14 protein-coding genes are annotated in these 17343 nt (G+C 63.6%); 3 read left to right on the plus strand and 11 right to left on the minus strand.

The features are described from left to right. The first annotated feature begins 223 nt into the window (after positions 1-223). Positions 224-700 (plus strand): SixA phosphatase family protein, encoded by a 477-nt coding sequence (locus tag AC1DT6_RS21315; protein WP_035860512.1) that lies wholly within the window; start codon positions 224-226, stop codon positions 698-700. Positions 701-846: 146 nt separating this feature from the next. Next, entirely contained in the window at positions 847-1701 is an 855-nt protein-coding gene (locus AC1DT6_RS21320; protein WP_081862006.1) for a GNAT family N-acetyltransferase, read from the plus strand. Between the two features lie 91 nt (positions 1702-1792). Here the strand turns inward: AC1DT6_RS21320 and ppx are convergent, their stop codons facing one another. After that, the gene (gene ppx, locus AC1DT6_RS21325; RefSeq protein ID WP_441627440.1) at positions 1793-3325 is read right to left on the minus strand and encodes an exopolyphosphatase; all 1533 of its coding nucleotides are present in this window, start codon (positions 3323-3325) and stop codon (positions 1793-1795) included. 147 nt (positions 3326-3472) lie between these two features. Here ppx and ppk1 point away from each other — a divergent pair, with 147 nt between their 5' ends. Continuing rightward, positions 3473-5596, plus strand: a complete 2124-nt coding sequence (gene ppk1, locus AC1DT6_RS21330) for a polyphosphate kinase 1 (RefSeq protein ID WP_477103524.1) — start codon at positions 3473-3475, stop codon at positions 5594-5596. Positions 5597-5715: 119 nt separating this feature from the next. On the opposite strand, the gene phoR is transcribed toward ppk1, so the two are convergent. The 10 genes from phoR to ftsH all read right to left on the minus strand — a co-directional run bounded on the left by phoR (position 5716) and on the right by ftsH (position 17335). Continuing rightward, a complete protein-coding gene (gene phoR / locus AC1DT6_RS21335) occupies positions 5716-7059 on the minus strand; it encodes a phosphate regulon sensor histidine kinase PhoR (RefSeq protein ID WP_441627444.1) in 1344 nt (447 codons plus the stop codon). 171 nt (positions 7060-7230) lie between these two features. Next, complete coding sequence (phoB, locus tag AC1DT6_RS21340) at positions 7231-7938, minus strand: phosphate regulon transcriptional regulator PhoB (RefSeq protein ID WP_441627446.1); 708 nt, start codon at positions 7936-7938, stop codon at positions 7231-7233. 26 nt (positions 7939-7964) lie between these two features. Next, positions 7965-8669, minus strand: coding sequence for a phosphate signaling complex protein PhoU (phoU, locus tag AC1DT6_RS21345; RefSeq protein ID WP_035860529.1), 705 nt, complete (start codon positions 8667-8669; stop codon positions 7965-7967). Positions 8670-8725: 56 nt separating this feature from the next. Beyond that, the gene (gene pstB, locus AC1DT6_RS21350; RefSeq protein WP_006157701.1) at positions 8726-9514 is read right to left on the minus strand and encodes a phosphate ABC transporter ATP-binding protein PstB; all 789 of its coding nucleotides are present in this window, start codon (positions 9512-9514) and stop codon (positions 8726-8728) included. A 53-nt stretch (positions 9515-9567) separates the two neighbouring features. Continuing rightward, positions 9568-10470, minus strand: a complete 903-nt coding sequence (pstA, locus tag AC1DT6_RS21355; RefSeq protein ID WP_441627449.1) for a phosphate ABC transporter permease PstA — start codon at positions 10468-10470, stop codon at positions 9568-9570. Next, positions 10467-11432: a phosphate ABC transporter permease PstC gene (pstC, locus tag AC1DT6_RS21360; RefSeq protein WP_441627451.1), complete on the minus strand. Its 966-nt coding sequence runs from the start codon at positions 11430-11432 to the stop codon at positions 10467-10469. The genes pstA and pstC overlap by 4 nt, the downstream gene beginning before the upstream one ends. 242 nt (positions 11433-11674) lie before the next feature. Further along, on the minus strand, positions 11675-12709 hold the full coding sequence (pstS, locus tag AC1DT6_RS21365) for a phosphate ABC transporter substrate-binding protein PstS (protein ID WP_441627453.1): 1035 nt from the start codon (positions 12707-12709) through the stop codon (positions 11675-11677). 259 nt (positions 12710-12968) lie between these two features. Then, entirely contained in the window at positions 12969-14315 is a 1347-nt protein-coding gene (gene glmM / locus AC1DT6_RS21370; protein WP_035860542.1) for a phosphoglucosamine mutase, read from the minus strand. 87 nt (positions 14316-14402) lie between these two features. After that, on the minus strand, positions 14403-15200 hold the full coding sequence (gene folP / locus AC1DT6_RS21375) for a dihydropteroate synthase (protein ID WP_441627455.1): 798 nt from the start codon (positions 15198-15200) through the stop codon (positions 14403-14405). A gap of 251 nt (positions 15201-15451) precedes the next feature. Next, positions 15452-17335, minus strand: a complete 1884-nt coding sequence (gene ftsH / locus AC1DT6_RS21380) for an ATP-dependent zinc metalloprotease FtsH (protein ID WP_441627457.1) — start codon at positions 17333-17335, stop codon at positions 15452-15454. Between the last annotated feature and the right edge of the window lie 8 nt (positions 17336-17343).

Below are 17343 nucleotides of genomic sequence, written 5' to 3' on the forward strand. Positions count from 1 at the left end.
CGGAAGCGTCGCCGTGGCAACGCCGGCCTGATCCCCCAGGCCTGGCATCCACGTGCTGGCGCCGTATGCGTTTCCGGCGGTCTTGGCATGAGGTGCCCGTCACATGCGCGTCATCCGGGCTTGCGATGCTGCAAGCCCGTTTGGCCGGTGTTTGCCCGCCTTGCATGCACCTGCAGGCGTAGCCATACTCAAGCCACCCCCCTAGTCCGAATACCCCGCCCCCATGAATCTGATCCTTTGGCGCCATGCCGAAGCCGAAGAGTTGCCTGGCTCGCTCGGCCTCAGCCGCAATGCCGACCTGCAGCGCCCATTGACAAGGCGCGGCCATAAGCAGGCGGATGCCTCGGCAGCCTGGCTGCGCGCGCACCTTCCGGCCGGCACGCGTGTTGTCTGCAGTCCGGCGCTGCGCACCCGCGAGACCGCCGCCGCCCTGCGGGAGAACGCCGAGATATTGCCCGAGCTCGCTCCAGGCGCCGACGTCAGTTCGGTACTGGCCGCGGTCGACTGGCCGCAGGGCGCCGAGCACACTGTCCTCGTAGGCCACCAGCCGTGGCTAGGCCGCCTTGCCAGCCTGATGCTGGCAGGCACCGAGATGAACTGGAGCGTGCGTAAGAGCGGCATCTGGTGGCTATCGGGCCGCACCCGCGAAAGCGAATCCCAGGTGGTGCTGCGGGCCGTCATCAATCCTGAATTTCTCTGACTTTTCCAGAGATTTCTTGCCTCCCGGGCCAGGCAGGCTCCACTTGCCTGGCCATCGTCACCGAACCGTCACAGCGGCTTCACGGCACTGTCACCTGCCCTCTCTACATTCGACCGCAACAGTTTCGTCACCGTAAGGACATACTGATGCGAGAGCTACCGACGCCCACCCAGCCGTTGTTCGATTCCTTGCCCAATGGCCTCTCCGGCCATTCGGCGCGGAGGCGTCTTCATCGCCAGCAACCTGCACAGGCAAATGAACAAGGGCATGAACAGCCTGCTTTCAGCGTGGCGTGGGCGCGCCACCAGGACGAAGTAGTCGAGGCGCAACGCCTGCGCTACAAAGTCTTTGCCGAAGAAATGGGCGCAAGGCTGAACCCGTCGACGCCGGAACTCGACGTGGATATGTTCGACGCCTATTGCGACCACCTGATCGTGCGCGACATGACCACGCTCAAGGTGGTCGGCACGTACCGCGTCATGGCGCCGCACCAGGCCAAGCGCATCGGCTGCCTCTATGCCGAGTCGGAATTCGACCTGGTGCGCCTGGCCCACCTCAAACCCAAGATGGTCGAACTGGGGCGCTCCTGCGTGCACCGGGACTACCGTTCGGGCAGCGTGATCATGGCGCTGTGGGGGGGCCTTGGCGAGTACCTGCAGCGCTGGGGAATCGAGTCGATGCTAGGATGCGCGAGCGTGCCGATGAGCGACGGCGGCCACTATGCGGCCAGCCTTTACCGCGTCTTCGCGGAGCGTGCCCTGGCGCCGATCGAATACCACGCCTTCCCGCGCCTGGCCTTGCCGATCGATGAGCTGAACCAGACGCTGGAGGTGGAACCGCCGGCACTGATCAAGGGCTACCTGCGGCTCGGCGCGCGCATTTGCGGCATGCCGGCCTGGGATCCCGACTTCAACGTCGCGGACTTCCTCACGCTGCTGCGCGTGAACGATATGAACCCCCGCTACGCGCGCCATTTCCTCGGCCTGAACCGCGGCGCCTGATCCGGACAGTTCCTGCGCGAGCGCTGGCTCGCACAGGCAACATCGGGTCATTGACCGGGGGCCGCCTGCCGGCCGGCCCCCGCCCTCTTGCTCAGGCGTAGACCACCTTGTAGCGCTTGCCGATACGTTCCCACTCATCGGCTTCCTGCGCCAGGCTGTATTCCACCAGCGGATTGGCTTCGATCCAGGCCTTCGGCAAGCGGACTTCGAAGCCCTCATCCAGTTCGTCCGAGCGCTGACCAACGGTGATCTCCGGCAGCGGCTCGTCGGCGCGGCGCCGGCACAGCACGAAGGCCAGGCGCAGGCTGAACAGCATGCGCCAGTCGAGGAACTTCCCGCTGCCTGACAGCTTGCCCAGCTTGCCGGCGTGTCCGAGCAGTAGCGTCGCCAGCCGTGCCTGGTCGGTCTTGGAGAAGCCAGGCATGTCGGCGTGGGTGGCGATATACGCCGAGTGTTTGTGATAGCCACTGTGCGAGATGGTCATGCCGATCTCGTGCAGCCCGCCAGCCCAGCCCAGCAGCGCAAGATTGTCATCGCGGCGCTCATTGCGCGGCTCGGGAAACTGTGCCAGCAAGCCCAGCGCGGCCTGTCGCACGCGCTGCGCCTGGGCACGGTCCACGCCATAGCGTCGCATGAACTGATCGACGGTAATGGTGCGCATATCCTCGTGATGCGTGCGGCCGAGCAGGTCGTACAGCACGCCGAGGCGCAGCGCGCCATCGGTCACGTCCATGCGCTCGATATCGAGTTCGGCGAACACGCCGAGCATGATCGACAGGCCGCCGGGCAACACGGGAATGCGGTCCGCCTTCAGCCCGACCAGCTTGACCCGGTTGGCGTTCTCCGCCTTGACCAGCGCGCGCTTGAGACGTTCCAGACCTTCACGGGTGATGCCGTGCTCGGCCGGGTTGTCGTTCATGCCGTTCAGCTCGATCAATTCAGCCAGCGCGCGCGCCGTGCCGGACGATCCCACCGCCTGCTGCCAGCCGGCGGCGCGGTACTGGCGCACCAGCACCTGGATCTCCCGGCGCGCGGCCAGTTCCGCCTGCTTCATCGCGTATTCATCGACGTTGCCACTGGGAAAGAATTGCCGGCTGTGCGAGACGCAGCCGATGTACAGGCTCTCCATCAGCTTGGACGAGTAGCCACTGCCAATGATGAACTCGGTCGAACCGCCACCGATATCAACCACCAGCCGATTGCCCGCGCAGGCCGGCGCATCGTGCGAGGCCCCCAGGTAGATCAGCCGCGCCTCTTCCCGCCCGGCAATCACCTCGATCGGGAATCCCAGCGCATGCTCGGCCTCGATGAGGAATTCCGAAGCGTTCTTGGCCACCCGCAGCGTATTGGTGGCCACAGCACGCACATGGTCCGCGGAGAAATCGCGCAAGCGGTCGCCGAAACGCCGCAGCGCGTCGATGCCGCGGCGGCGAGCCGGCTGGTCCAGGTATTTGTCGGGCGTCAGGCCCGCAGCCAAGCGCACGGGCTCGCGCAGCGCGTCGACCTGGAAAATCTGGCTGGCCGGCCCGGATGCGGTCAGGCTCTCGTCCACCCGGCCGATCATCAGGCGGAAGCTGTTGGAGCCCATATCGACGGCGGCCAGCAAGCGAGGGGTTTGGTTCATCGCGGTAGGGGGAATGTTAGTCGGTGCCGCAAGCCGCGGCGCAAAAGATTGCATCGGGCGAAACAAGGCTGCCCAACCATGGAAAATATGTCTTTATCATGTCTGCATCGTGACAAAATCACTTTGTCATCAATTTGACATCAATCTATGAAAAAGTCGCCGCATTACCAAAAGAAGGTCATGCCAATGTCGACAAGCCCACCTGGCACGCTGCTCAACCGTGAACTGGGCATTCTGGAATTCAATACGCGAGTGATGGCACAGGCTGCTGACGCCAAGGTGCCGTTGCTGGAACGTCTGAAGTTCATCTGTATCGTATCAAGCAATCTGGACGAGTTCTTCGAGATCCGCATGGCCGGATTGAAGGAGCAGATGCGTGACAATCCGTCCGGCATCACCCCCGATGGGCTCTCGCTGCAGCAGGCTTACCAGATCGTAACGGAACGCGTGCAAACGCTGGTGGCGATGCAGTATGACATGCTGCAAAACGTGATCTTCCCCCTGCTGGAGAAAGAAGGGGTGTTCTTTCACCTGACCTCCACCTGGAACGAGGCGCAACGCGAATGGGCGCGCAGTTTCTTCGTGCGCGAACTCGGCCCCGTCCTGACGCCGATCGCGCTGGACCCGGCCCACCCCTTCCCGCGGGTACTCAACAAGAGCCTGAATTTTGTCATTGAATTGTCGGGCAAGGATGCCTTCGGCCGGGAGGCCGACCTGGCCATCGTGCAAGCGCCGCGCGCGCTGCCGCGCATGGTCAGGATGCCCGAGGAGCTCTCGGGCTATCCCTACGGCTTTGTGCTGCTGTCGTCCTTCATGCAAGGCTTCGTGCATGAGTTGTTCCCCGCCATCAAGGTCAACGGCTGCTATCAGTTCCGCGTCACCCGCAACTCTGACCTGTTTGTGTCCGAGGACGATATCACGGACCTGCGCGAAGCGCTGCAGGGCGAGCTGCCCACCCGCCACTTTGGCGACACGGTGCGCCTGGAAATCTCTTCCGACACACCGCCGACGATCGCGCGCCGACTGCTGCTCGAATCCGGCCTGGGCGAGCAGGATGTCTACCGCGTGAGCGGCCCCGTCAACCTGGTGCGGCTGATGCAGATCCCCGACCTGGTCGACCGCCCCGCCCTCAAGTACCCGCCCCACGTGCCGGCGCCGGTCAAGGCATTCGTGCCCGGCGTGCCGATGTTCGACGCGATCCGCCAGCAGGACGTGCTGCTGCATCACCCCTACGAGAGCTTCAGTTCGGTGCTCGACCTGCTGCAGCAGGCCGCAGTCGATCCCGCCGTGGTGGCCATCAAGCAGACTGTCTATCGCACCGGCAACGAGTCGCCGGTGATGGAAGCGCTGATGACCGCGGCCCGCAATGGCAAGGAAGTCACGGTCGTGGTGGAACTGCTGGCGCGCTTCGACGAAGAAACCAATATCAACTGGGCCGAACGGCTCGAGTCCGCCGGCGCGCACGTGGTCTACGGCGTAGTCGGCCACAAGTGCCATGCCAAGATGCTGCTGATGGTCCGCCGGGAACTGGCCGGCGCCAAGAGCAAGCAGTACAAGCTGCGCCGCTACGCGCACCTGGGCACCGGCAACTACCATCCGCGCACCGCGCGGCTGTACACCGACTTCGGCCTGCTCACCGCCAACGAGCAGATCTGCGAGGACGTCCAGCATGTGTTTCAGCTGCTCACCGGCACCGCGGGCACCATCCGGCTGAACCATCTGTGGCAGTCGCCGTTCACCATGCAGAGCAACCTGGTCGAGCATATCCGCGCGGAAGCGCGCAACGCCCGCGCCGGCAAGCGCTCGCACATCATGGCCAAGATGAATGCGCTGCTGGAGCCGTCTATCATCGATGAGCTGTACAAGGCTTCGCGCGCCGGCGTGAAGATCGACCTGATCATCCGTGGGGTTTGCGCGCTGCGTCCGGGCGTGCCGGGCATGTCGGAGAACATCACGGTACGCTCGATTGTCGGGCGCTTCCTGGAACATCATCGCGTCTACTACTTCCTGGCCGACGGTGCCGATGTCGTCTACTTGTCCAGCGCGGACTGGATGGACCGGAACCTGTTCCGCCGGGTCGAGGTCGCCTTCCCCGTACTGGACAAGACACTGAAGGCGCGCGTGATCAGCGAGAGCCTGCGCGTTCACCTGCGCGACAATGCTTCCGCCTGGATCATGCAGGAAGACGGTAGCTACACACGCAAGCACACCAAGTCCAAGCAGCCCCACGTCAGCCAGCACGACTTGCTGGCCATGTTCGGCAGTGCCTGAGGCGCGGGTGGCACGGCACGCCTGGCGTGCCGTGTCCAGCGAACTGGAGCAGTCGATGCCCTGGGCCAGCCGCAAACCTCCGGTCTGGGCCGGCGACTGACCACCGAGAATCGCCCTGGTCAGGCTGCCTTCTGCGGCGACTGGCCGGGGCGCGGCACGGCGGCCGGCACGTAGCCACTGCGATCGGTCGGGAATACCACGCGGAACACGCTGCCGCGGCCTACCTCGCTGGTGATACGCAGATCGGCATGATGGCGCGACAGCACGTGCTTGACGATGGCCAGCCCCAGGCCGGTGCCGCCGGTATCGCGCGAGCGGCTGCGATCGACCCGGTAGAAGCGCTCGGTCAGGCGCGGGATGTGGTCGGCGGCGATGCCCAGGCCCGTATCGCTGACCGAGAAGATGGCGTGCTCGTTCTCGTACGTCAGCGCGATGCCGATGCGCCCGCCCTCGGGCGTATAGCGCACCGCGTTGGAAACGAGGTTGCCGAATGCCGATAGCAGTTCCCGCTCCGCGCCGCGGATCACCACCGCCGGATCGATCTGCGCGGACACCTGATGGCCGCCCTGCGACAGCGCCTCGGCGTCATGCACCAGGTGCCCGACCAGTTCGGCCATGTCGATGCGCTCCGGGCTCGGCGGCTGCTCGTCGCTTTCCAGTTTGGCCAGCACCAGCAAGTCCTCGACCAGATGCTGCATGCGCATGGACTGCACCAGCATCATGTCGAGATAGCGGTTGCGATCCTGCTCCGATACCGGCAGGTCGCGCACCGTCTCCAGGAAGCCGGTCAGCACTGTCAGCGGCGTCTTCAACTCGTGCGAGACATTGGCGACGAAATCCCTGCGCATCGCCTCGGTGTTCTCCAGCTTGGTGATGTCGTGCGTCAGCACCAGCTTGCGGTTCTCCCCGTAAGGCAGGATCTGTACGGCAATCACGCTGCGCTTGTGCTCGCCCATGTCGCGCATCAGCAGCGGATCGTCGAAACGCTGCAGGTGCAGATACTGGACGAACTCGGGGCGCCGGATCAGGTGGGTAATGCGCTGGCGCACGTCCCGCCGCGCATTGAGGCCGAAGTGCTGCTCGGCCACGTCGTTGCACCACTCGATCTGGTCGGCGTCATCGAGCATCAACACGCCGTTGGGCGAAGCCTGGATGGCCTGGATAAAGCGGGTATGTTGCTGCTCGACCTGGAGCACCTGGGTACGCCACCGCTTGACCAGCCGATGCAGGCGGTAATACACCTCGCCCCACAGCCCGAGCGCGCTGGGAATCTCGCCGTAGGCCGGCGCATCGAGCACTTTCCACAGGCGGTTGATCTGGTACAGGTAGTAGAGCAAGAGTCCCAGCAGCGCGACGCACATCATGGCCAGCGCGGGTACGGGACCGGCAAGGAAGTACAGCCCCGACGAAGCCAGGGCCAGGAAGATCAGGATGGCCGCCGAACGGGCCCAGATGACGTTCATGAAGAAGGAAGAAGGTCAGGCAGGCGGCAGGACCGCAGGGAATGCGGTGGAGTGTGCCACGAAACAGGCCACAAGAAACAGGCCACAAGCGAGGCAACAAGCGAGCGGCCGGCGGTCGGCCGCCCGCCCGGCGACAGGCGCCACGCCAGCGACGACGTGGCAAGCCTGGTGTCAGTGGCTGGGAGCGCGCGCCAGACGGTACCCGCTGCCCCGCACCGTCTCGATCATATTGCTGTACCCGCCGGGCGTCAGCGCGGCACGCAGGCGCTTGATATGGACGTCGACCGTCCGCTCTTCGACGAACACGTGATCGCCCCAGACCTGGTCCAGCAGCTGCGAGCGGCTGTGCACGCGCTCCGGATGCGTCATCAGGAAGTGCAGCAGACGGAACTCGGTGGGCCCCAGATCCAGCTTGATCAGCCCGGTCTCGTCCTGGCCGGTGACACGGTGCGTGGCCGGATCGAGGCGCAGGCCATTGATGGCAACCACGTCGTCGGTGAGTTGCGGTGCGCGGCGGCGCAACACGGCCTTGATGCGGGCCAGCAGTTCCTTGGGGGAAAACGGCTTGGTGACGTAGTCGTCCGCGCCGGCCTCGAGCCCCAGTATCTTATCCTGCTCCTCGCTGCGCGCGGTCAGCATGATGATCGGAATCTGCTTGGTACGGTCGTTGTTGCGCAGTTCCTTGGCGAAGGTTGCACCCGACTTCCCCGGGAGCATCCAGTCGAGCAACACCAGGTCCGGCAACACGTCGCTCATCAGCGACAGTGCCTGCTCGGCGTTGTAGGCCCGGATCGGATAATGTCCCGCGTGTTGCAGGTTGACCGCGATCAGTTCGGCGATCGCCGGTTCGTCTTCGACAACAAGAATGCTGCTTGGCATGTAGTTTTCTCCGCAGTGGCGCCGTTTTAACTCAGCGCTTCGCGCTCCATGTCCTCACGCGAGGCGTGGCGGACGTCGGTTCCCTTGACGATGTAGATGATGAATTCGGCGATGTTCTTGGCGTGATCGCCAATACGCTCGATTGCCTTGGCGATGAAGAGGAAGTCGAGCGCGACCGAGATCGTACGCGGGTCTTCCATCATGTAGGTGATGAGCTTGCGCACAAAGGCGCGGAATTCTTCATCAATGGCTTTGTCTTCCTTGACGATCCGGGCCGCGGCCACGGTGTCCAGGCGCGCAAAGGCGTCCAGAGCCTGGCGCAGCAGCGCGATGGCCATATCGCCCGAGAGCTTCACCTCGGAATAGTTGATCTGGTGGGCACCCGAATCTTCCATGATGTGCTTGGTGCGTTTGGCGATCTTCTCCGCCTCGTCACCGGCGCGTTCCAGATTGGTGATGGTCTTGGAAATCGCCATCACCAGGCGCAGGTCGCGCGCGGTCGGTTGCCGGCGCGCGATGATATTGCCGCAATCGGCATCGATCTCGAGCTCGAGCGCGTTGAGCTGCTGCTCGCGCGCGATCACCTGGTCGGCGAGATCGGCATCGAACTCCGATAGCGCCCGCATGGCGATTTCGATCTGCGACTCGACCAGACCGCCCATCTGCAGCAGCTTCGTGCTGATGGCGTTCAGGTCGGCGTCGAATTGGGTCGACAGGTGCTTGTCAGACATGTTGTTCTCCTAGCCGCTCTATTTGCATGCTATGCGTTACGTGCACAACGCTCAAATCAGCCGAAACGGCCGGTGATGTAGTCTTCGGTTTCCTTGCGATGCGGCTTGATGAAGATCTTCTCGGTCTCGCCGAATTCGATCAGTTCACCCAGATACATATATGCGGTGTAGTCCGAGCAGCGCGCGGCTTGCTGCATATTGTGCGTCACGATCACCACCGTATACTCATCCTTCAGCTCCGCAATCAGTTCTTCGATGCGCCCGGTCGAAATCGGGTCGAGAGCAGAGCACGGTTCGTCAAGCAAGAGCACTTCGGGGCGGATGGCGATGCCTCGTGCGATGCACAGGCGCTGCTGCTGCCCGCCCGACAGACCATAGCCCGACTGGTTGAGCTTGTCCTTGGCCTCGTTCCACAACGCAGCCTTGGACAGTGCCCACTCAACGCGGTCGTCCATCTCGGAGCGAGACAGCTTCTCGAACAAGCGCACCCCGAAGGCAATATTGTCATAGATCGACATGGGGAACGGCGTGGGCTTCTGGAACACCATGCCAACCTTGGCGCGCAGCAGGGCGATGTCCTGCTTGGCGGTCAGCAGGTTGTCGCCGTCCATGTTGATCTCGCCCTCGGCTCGCTGCTCCGGGTAGAGCGCGTACATCTTGTTGAAGGTACGCAACAGGGTCGACTTGCCGCAGCCGGACGGGCCGATGAAGGCCGTCACTTTGCGCTCCGGGATCGACATGTTGACGTTCTTCAACGCATGGAACTGGCCATAGTAGAAGTTCAGGTTGCGCACGTCGATCTTGGCGCGGGTCGTGTCGGGAATGTCGATGACGGTCGAGGTCATGCTCGTCTCTCGCAAGGAATTTCGGGAATGCCGTGTGGCTATCACGCCGCTGGTCATTTCTTGAACAGAATGCGGGCCAGGATGTTCAGCGCCAGCACCCCAACGGTAATCAGGAACACGCCGGCCCAGGCCAGTTGCTGCCATTCGACAAACGGGCTCATGGCGAAGCGGAAGATGGTCACCGGGAGGTTCGCCATCGGCTTGTTCAGGTCGCTGGTCCAGAACTGGTTGGACAAGGCCGTGAAGAGCAGTGGCGCGGTCTCGCCGGCGATGCGGGCCACCGCCAGCAGCACGCCGGTGACGATGCCCGCATAAGACGACTTCACCGTGATGGACAGCACCATCTTCCACTTGGGCGTGCCCAGGGCGAAGGCCGCCTCACGCAGTGCGTTCGGGACCAGGTTCAGCATGTTCTCCGTGGTACGCACCACGATCGGGATCTGCAGCAGCGCCAGCGCGCAGATGCCTGCCCAGGCGGAGAAATGGCCCATGCGGGTCACCACCAGCGCGTAGACGAACAGGCCAATCACGATCGATGGCGCCGACAGCAGGATGTCGTTGATGAAGCGGATGAAGCTGGCCAGCGGCGAAGTCTTGCCGTATTCCGCCAGGTAAATGCCAGCCAGGATGCCTAGCGGCGTGCCGCACAGCGTGGCCAGCCCGACCATCACGAAACTGCCGTAGATTGCATTGGCCAAGCCGCCGCCGGCGGTGTTCGGCGCCGGCGTCATCTGCGTGAACAGGTCCATCGACAGCCCGCCCACCCCCAGCGAGATGGTGGTCCACAGGATCCAGGCCAGCCAGAACAGGCCAAACCCCATGGCGCCCAGCGACGCGGTCAGCGCATAGAAATTGGTGCGACGGCGGCGCGCCTGCAGGCGCTTGCGCATTGAGTCCGCATCCGGACTGACTGCCGGAATCGAGGAGGAGGAGGAAGACATTGCGGCTTGGCTCATTTTGCGCCCTCGTTCTTGGCCAAGCGCAGCAGGAGGATCTTCGACAGCGCCAGGACCACGAAAGTGATGAAGAACAGGATCAGGCCGAGTTCCATCAGCGCAGCAGTGTGCAGCCCCGCGCCGGCTTCGGCGAACTCATTGGCCAGCGCCGAGGTAATGCTGTTGCCCGGCGAAAACAGCGAGGCGCTGTCCAGCAGGTTGGTATTGCCGATGACGAAGGTGACCGCCATGGTCTCGCCCAGCGCGCGGCCCAGGCCCAGCATCACGCCGCCGATCACGCCGGCCCGGGTGTAAGGCAGCACCACGCGCCACATCACTTCCCACGTCGTGCAACCGATGCCGTAAGCCGATTCCTTGAGCAGCACCGGCGTGACTTCGAACACGTCGCGCATCACCGAGGCAATGTAGGGAATGATCATGATCGCCAGGATCACCCCGGCGCACAACAGGCCAATGCCCAGCGGCGCGCCCTGGAACAGCTTGCCGATCAGCGGCACCTGGCCCACCGTGGCGGCCAGTGGCTTCTGGAAGTACTCGCCGAAAATGGGCGAGAAGACCAGCAGGCCCCACATGCCGTAGACAATCGAGGGCACCGCCGCCAGCAGTTCGATGGCCGTGCCGAGCGGACGGCGCAGCCACGCCGGCGACAGTTCGGTCAGGAACAGCGCAATACCGAAGCTGATGGGCACCGCGATGATCAAGGCGATGAGCGAGGTCACGATGGTGCCGTAGATGGGCACCAGGGCGCCGTAGACATCGGCGGGTGGATCCCACTCGGCGGTCCACAGGAAGCGCAGGCCGAAGGCCTCGATGGTGGGCCACGCGCTGATCGCGAGCGATACGATGATGCCGCCCAGCAGCAGCAAGGTCACGATGGCGGCGCCGCGCGTCAGGCCACCAAACAAGATGTCACCGGTACGGCTGGGTGGCCGCACAGCGGATAGATCGGATGTAGTCGCCATGATGTGGTTTTTGAGTTCGGTTAAGGGCAGGTCGCCGGCTGCTCCGCCCGCTCAGGCTCGTGAGCCGGCGCATTGCGCTGCGGGTGCCAGGATGTTTGCCATACGTTCTGCGTTGCTGTTTCTGCTGTGATGCTGCTCTGCTGCTGCGTAGTACTTTATTGCCTGCCCGGCGCCTTTTGGGCGCCAGGCAGGCGAAGCTGCAACCCCGGCCCGCACATGCGGCCGGGTTCGCAGCCGGCCGATCAGTTGTACAGTGCCTTGCCCGAACCGTCCTTGACCGAGCTCTTCCAGGTCGCGCGGATCTGGTTCACCACGGCGTCCGGCAGCGGCACGTAGTCGAGATCGCTGGCCATGTTGCCACCGCTCTTGTACGCCCAGTCGAAGAACTTCAGCACTTCCGTGCCCTGTGCCGGCTTTTCCTGGTTCTTGTGAACCAGGATGAAGGTGGCGCCGGCGATCGGCCATGCCGCCTTGCCAGCCTGGTTGGTCAGGATCTGGTAGTACGTCTTGCTCCAGTCGGCACCGGCAGCAGCTGCCTTGAAGGCATCGTCGCCCGGCTGGACCACGGCACCCGAAGCGTTCTTCATGTTCAGGTGGGTCATCTTGTTCTGCTTGGCGTAGGCGTACTCGACGTAGCCGATGGCGCCGTTCAGGCGCTGCACGAAAGCAGCGACGCCTTCGTTACCCTTGCCACCCGTGCCGCCGCCCGGCCAGTTGACCGTGGTGCCCTCGCCAACCGAGCTCTTCCACTCGGGGCTGACCTTGGTCAGGTAATTGGTGAAGATGAAGGTCGTGCCCGAACCATCGGCACGGCGCACCGGCAAGATGTCCTGGTTCGGCAGCTTGGCGTGCGGGTTCAGCGCCTTGATGGCGGGATCGTCCCACTTCTTGATCTTGCCCAGGTAGATGTTGGCCAGCACTTCGCCGGTGATGGTCAGCTCGCCCGGCTTGATACCTTGCAGGTTGATCACCGGCACCACGCCGCCGATCACCGTGGGAAACTGCACCAGGCCTTGCTTGGCGAGTTCCTCATCCTTCAGGGGAGCGTCGGAAGCGCCGAAATCGACGGTCTTGGCGCCAATCTGCTTGATACCACCGGACGAGCCGATGGATTGATAGTTGACCTTGTTACCCGTTGCCTTTTGGTATGCGTCGGCCCACTTGGAATAGACGGGCGCCGGGAAGGATGCGCCAGCACCGGTAATTTCCGCCGCGAACGCAGTGCCCGCCACCACCAACGACACGATGCCTGCAACGGCAGTCTTGACCAGCTTCATATGTCCTCCAGAGACATGGTTGGGGAATGACAATTTTTTGACAAGTCGAACTGTATGCCCCCTGTATGACAATTCCATGACATCACGAGATCTTCTTGCTGGCGACTGGGAAGTTAGCCTCGACTCACATAAAACAGCTGCCGCTCACCTCCCTTCCGCTCTCGCTTCTGGCCTTCAACTCCGCCGGTTAATTGCTGATTGGAGCAAAAAAATGCCGGGCAATGCCCGGCATTCCTGACCGCGTCGAATCAATCGATGCTCAGGCCCGCAACGCGTCCGCCAGCGTCTGCGCCGCCTGCTCCGCGGTATCGGCCTGCTCGGCCTCGACCATCACGCGCACAACCGGCTCCGTCCCCGACGCACGGATCAGGACACGGCCGCGGCCTTCCAGTTGCGGCTCGATCACAGCACGCGCCGCGCTCAGTCCAGCGTGCGACTGCCAGTCGAAGCCTTTCTCGACGCGCACGTTGATCAGCGTCTGCGGGAACAGCGAAACGCCTTCCAGCAACTGGGCCAGGCTCTTGCCGCTACGGCGCAATGCCGCCAGGACCTGCAAGGCGGACACGATGCCATCGCCGGTGGTGTGCCGGTCGAGGCAGAGCAGATGGCCCGAGCCCTCGCCGCCCAGCGTCCACTTGCGCTTGTTCAGTTCCTCCAGCACATAGCGGTCGCCCACCTTGGCGCGCACGAACTCCACGCCCTGGCGCTTTAGCGCCAGCTCGACCGCCATATTGGTCATCAACGTGCCCACCGCGCCCTGTACGGCCTGCCCCGCATGGAGACGATCCTGCACGATGAGGTAAAGCAGTTCGTCACCGTTGAACAGACGGCCGTCGCGGTCCACCACCTGCAAGCGGTCGGCATCGCCATCGAAGGCCAGGCCCAGGTCCGCGCCATTGGCCTTGACAGCCTCGATCAGCTTCTCAGGCGCGGTGGCGCCATAGCCCGCATTGATATTGCGTCCGTCTGGCTGGTTGCCGATCGAGATCACGTCGGCGCCCAGTTCGTGGAAAACGTGGGGGGCAATGTGATAAGCGGCCCCATGGGCGCAATCCACCACCAGCTTGAGCTTGTGCAGGTCCTGCTCGTAGGGGAATGTGCTCTTGCAGAACTCGATGTACCTGCCGGCGGCATCCTCGATGCGGCGTGCGCGGCCGAGATCGTCCGAGCGCACGCACACCATTGGCTCTTCCAATGCCTCCTCGATCGCCATTTCCACCGCGTCGGGCAGCTTGTCTCCGTCTGCCGAGAAGAACTTGATGCCGTTGTCGTAGTAGGGATTATGGCTGGCGGAGATCACCACGCCCGCCGACAGGCGAAGGGCGCGCGTGAGATACGCCACGCCCGGCGTCGGCAGCGGCCCGGTCAGCAGCACGTTGACGCCAGCCGAGGTAAAGCCGGCCTCCAGTGCGGCCTCCAGCATATAGCCGGAGATACGCGTGTCCTTGCCAATCAGCACGGTCGGACGCGCCTGGTCTTGCTGCTTCGCGCCATGGGCGAGCACCATGCCCGCCGCATAGCCCAGGCGCATCACGAAGTCGGGCGTGATCGGCGCCTCGCCTACCCTGCCGCGCACCCCATCCGTGCCGAAGTACTTGCGTGTCATAAGGTCTTTCTCCCGTTGTTCTGTCTTGCGATGCCGAATGCTAAGGGCTAAATGCGCAACGCTGGATGCCAATAGTCAAAACAAATGTTAACTGGCAATGGTTTCATGACGGATGGCCCACCAGATCTTGAGGGCATCCACGGTTTGCGCTACATCATGCACGCGCACGATATACGCACCCCGCTCCGCCGCGCACACCGCCGCGGCCAGGCTGGCTGCGACGCGTTCCTGCGGTGGGCGGCCGCCCAGAATCGTGCCGAGCGTCGACTTCCGTGACAACCCCACCAGTAGGGGCAATCCTTCCACGGCGAGTTGCGGCAACTGGCCCAGCAAGCGCAGATTATGATCCGGCGTCTTGCCGAAGCCAAAACCCGGATCGAGCGTGATGCGGGCATCGTCGATGCCCGCATCACGCAGCACGCCGATGCGCTCCCGCAGGAAGTCGGCCACGTCGCGTACCACGTCCTCGTACTGTGGGCGCTCCTGCATGGTTTGCGGATCGCGTTGCATGTGCATCACGCACAGCGCGGCCTGCCCGGCATCCGCCCCGCTCACCGCCTCGACCGCGCCGGGCATGCGGAAGCCCCAGATGTCATTGATCAGGTCGGCACCGGCGGCCAGCGCGGCGCGCATGACTTCCGGCTTGTAGGTATCGATCGACAAGGCCCGGCCACAGTCGCGCAGCGCCTCGACCATCGGCAACACGCGCTCCAGTTCCTGCTCCAGCGGCAGCGCCGCCGATCCTGGCCGGCTCGACTCGCCGCCAATATCGATGATGTCCACGCCTTCGGCAATCATGCGTTCGGCATGCCGCAAGGCGGCATCGCGGCCGGCATGCTGGCCACCATCGGAAAAGGAATCCGGGGTGACGTTGAGAATACCCATCACCAGGGGTCGGCGGTCACGCGCGAATCGGTAGCGGCCGCATTGGAAATACGAATCAGTTGAGATCGACGACAAGATACGAGAGCGAGAGACGATAAAGGAAACCTGGCTGTGCAATATGCGGCGCCAGCAAAGCAAAAGCCGGCGCACAAGGCGCCGGCTTCAGGCTTGGTGAACAAACGCTACAGCCACCACTACGGCACCAGGGCTACTGGTCCGCCGACGTCGTTGCCGCGCGCCGGCTATGCCGCTCAGGCCGTGGCGGGTGCGTTGGCGGGGGCCACCGGCGAACCACCCGACGGGGTGTTGCCACCACCGTTCTGGCTGGAGGCACCACGCGGCGGCCGCGGCGGCTTGCCTGCCATGATGTCGTTGACCTGGTCCGCGTCGATGGTTTCCCACTCCATCAGGGCCGCGGTCATTGCCTCGACCTTGTCGCGGTTTTCCTCGAGCAGTCGCTTGGCCAGGTTGTACTGTTCGTCGACGATGCGGCGGATTTCCGCGTCGACCTTGACCTGGGTGGCTTCCGACACCGTCTTGGACGACATCTTGCCGAACATGCCATCCTGCTCGGTATCCACATACACCATGGTACCCAGCGTATCGCTCATGCCGAACCGGGTGACCATGTCGCGGGCCGTCTTGGTGGCACGCTCGAAGTCGTTGGAAGCACCGGTGCTCATGGCGTTGAGGAAGACCTCTTCCGCCGCGCGGCCGCCAAACAGGATGGCGATCTCGTCGAGCATGTTGTCCTTGTACTTCGAGTACTTGTCGTGCTCAGGCAATTGCCAGGTCACGCCAAGCGCCCAGCCGCGCGGCATGATGGTGACCTTGTGCACCGGATCCGCCTTCGGCAGCAGCTTTGCCACCACCGCATGGCCGGACTCGTGGTACGCGGTAGCGCGGCGTTCCTCTTCGCGCATGACCGTGGACTTGCGCTCCGGACCCATGTAGATCTTGTCCTTGGCGTCCTCGAAGTCCTGCATGTCGACCACGCGCTTGCTGCGGCGGGCGGCGAACAGTGCGGCTTCATTGACCAGGTTGGCCAGATCGGCGCCCGAGAAGCCCGGGGTACCGCGTGCGATTACCGAGGCGTCGACGTCGTTGCCAATCGGCACCTTGCGCATATGGACCTTCAGGATCTGCTCGCGGCCGCGGATGTCGGGCAGGCCGACGTACACCTGGCGGTCGAAACGGCCCGGGCGCAGCAGCGCCTTGTCCAGCACGTCCGAACGGTTGGTGGCCGCGATCACGATCACACCCGAGTTGGCCTCGAAGCCGTCCATCTCGACCAGCATCTGGTTCAGGGTCTGCTCGCGCTCGTCGTTGCCGCCGCCCATGCCAGCGCCGCGGTGACGGCCGACCGCATCGATTTCGTCAATGAAGACGATGCAGGGCGCCTGCTTCTTGGCGTTCTCGAACATGTCGCGCACACGGGCCGCGCCCACGCCGACGAACATTTCAACGAAGTCCGAACCGGAGATGCTGAAGAACGGCACCTTGGCTTCGCCGGCGATCGCGCGCGCCAGCAGCGTCTTGCCGGTGCCCGGAGGGCCGACCAGCAGCACGCCGCGCGGGATACGGCCGCCCAGCTTCTGGAATTTCTGCGGATCCTTGAGGAAGTCCACCAGTTCGACCACTTCTTCCTTAGATTCATCGCAACCGGCGACGTCCTGGAAGGTGACCGCGTTCTGGTTTTCATCGATCAGGCGTGCGCGCGACTTGCCGAAGGAAAAGGCACCGCCTTTGCCGCCGCCCTGCATCTGCCGCATCATGTAGAACCAGAACACGATGATCAGCAGGGTGGGCCCGAGGTAGTACAGGGCCTGCACCAGCATGTTGGGTTCGTCGTCAGCCTTGCCGGTCACCTGAACGCCGTACTTCATCAGGTCGCCGACCATCCAGATGTCGCCCGGCGAGATGATGGTGTACTTCTGCCCTTCCTTGGGCGTCACCACCAGATTACGGCCTTGCACGTCGACCCGGCCCACCTTGCCGGACTTGGCATCATCCATGAACTGCGAATAGGTGACGCCTTCCTGCGTGCGGGGCTTGTCGAACTGCTTGAAGACGGTAAACAACACCAGCGCGATCACGAGCCAGATTGCCGCCTTTTGAAACAGGTTGTTATTCAAGGCCAAAC

The organism is Cupriavidus sp. 01L45, assembly GCF_056399885.1.

What these genes read in the sequence shown, in the direction of transcription:
- pstA (WP_441627449.1), bottom strand. Translation starts at nt 10,470, where the DNA reads ATGAGCCAAGCCGCAATGTCTTCCTCCTCCTCCTCGATTCCGGCAGTC.
- phoR (WP_441627444.1), bottom strand. Translation starts at nt 7,059, where the DNA reads ATGAACGTCATCTGGGCCCGTTCGGCGGCCATCCTGATCTTCCTGGCC.
- phoU (WP_035860529.1), bottom strand. Translation starts at nt 8,669, where the DNA reads ATGTCTGACAAGCACCTGTCGACCCAATTCGACGCCGACCTGAACGCC.
- pstC (WP_441627451.1), bottom strand. Translation starts at nt 11,432, where the DNA reads ATGGCGACTACATCCGATCTATCCGCTGTGCGGCCACCCAGCCGTACC.
- phoB (WP_441627446.1), bottom strand. Translation starts at nt 7,938, where the DNA reads ATGCCAAGCAGCATTCTTGTTGTCGAAGACGAACCGGCGATCGCCGAA.
- pstS (WP_441627453.1), bottom strand. Translation starts at nt 12,709, where the DNA reads ATGAAGCTGGTCAAGACTGCCGTTGCAGGCATCGTGTCGTTGGTGGTG.
- pstB (WP_006157701.1), bottom strand. Translation starts at nt 9,514, where the DNA reads ATGACCTCGACCGTCATCGACATTCCCGACACGACCCGCGCCAAGATC.
- ppx (WP_441627440.1), bottom strand. Translation starts at nt 3,325, where the DNA reads ATGAACCAAACCCCTCGCTTGCTGGCCGCCGTCGATATGGGCTCCAAC.
- glmM (WP_035860542.1), bottom strand. Translation starts at nt 14,315, where the DNA reads ATGACACGCAAGTACTTCGGCACGGATGGGGTGCGCGGCAGGGTAGGC.
- AC1DT6_RS21315 (WP_035860512.1), top strand. Translation starts at nt 224, where the DNA reads ATGAATCTGATCCTTTGGCGCCATGCCGAAGCCGAAGAGTTGCCTGGC.
- folP (WP_441627455.1), bottom strand. Translation starts at nt 15,200, where the DNA reads ATGGGTATTCTCAACGTCACCCCGGATTCCTTTTCCGATGGTGGCCAG.
- ppk1 (WP_477103524.1), top strand. Translation starts at nt 3,473, where the DNA reads ATGAAAAAGTCGCCGCATTACCAAAAGAAGGTCATGCCAATGTCGACA.
- AC1DT6_RS21320 (WP_081862006.1), top strand. Translation starts at nt 847, where the DNA reads ATGCGAGAGCTACCGACGCCCACCCAGCCGTTGTTCGATTCCTTGCCC.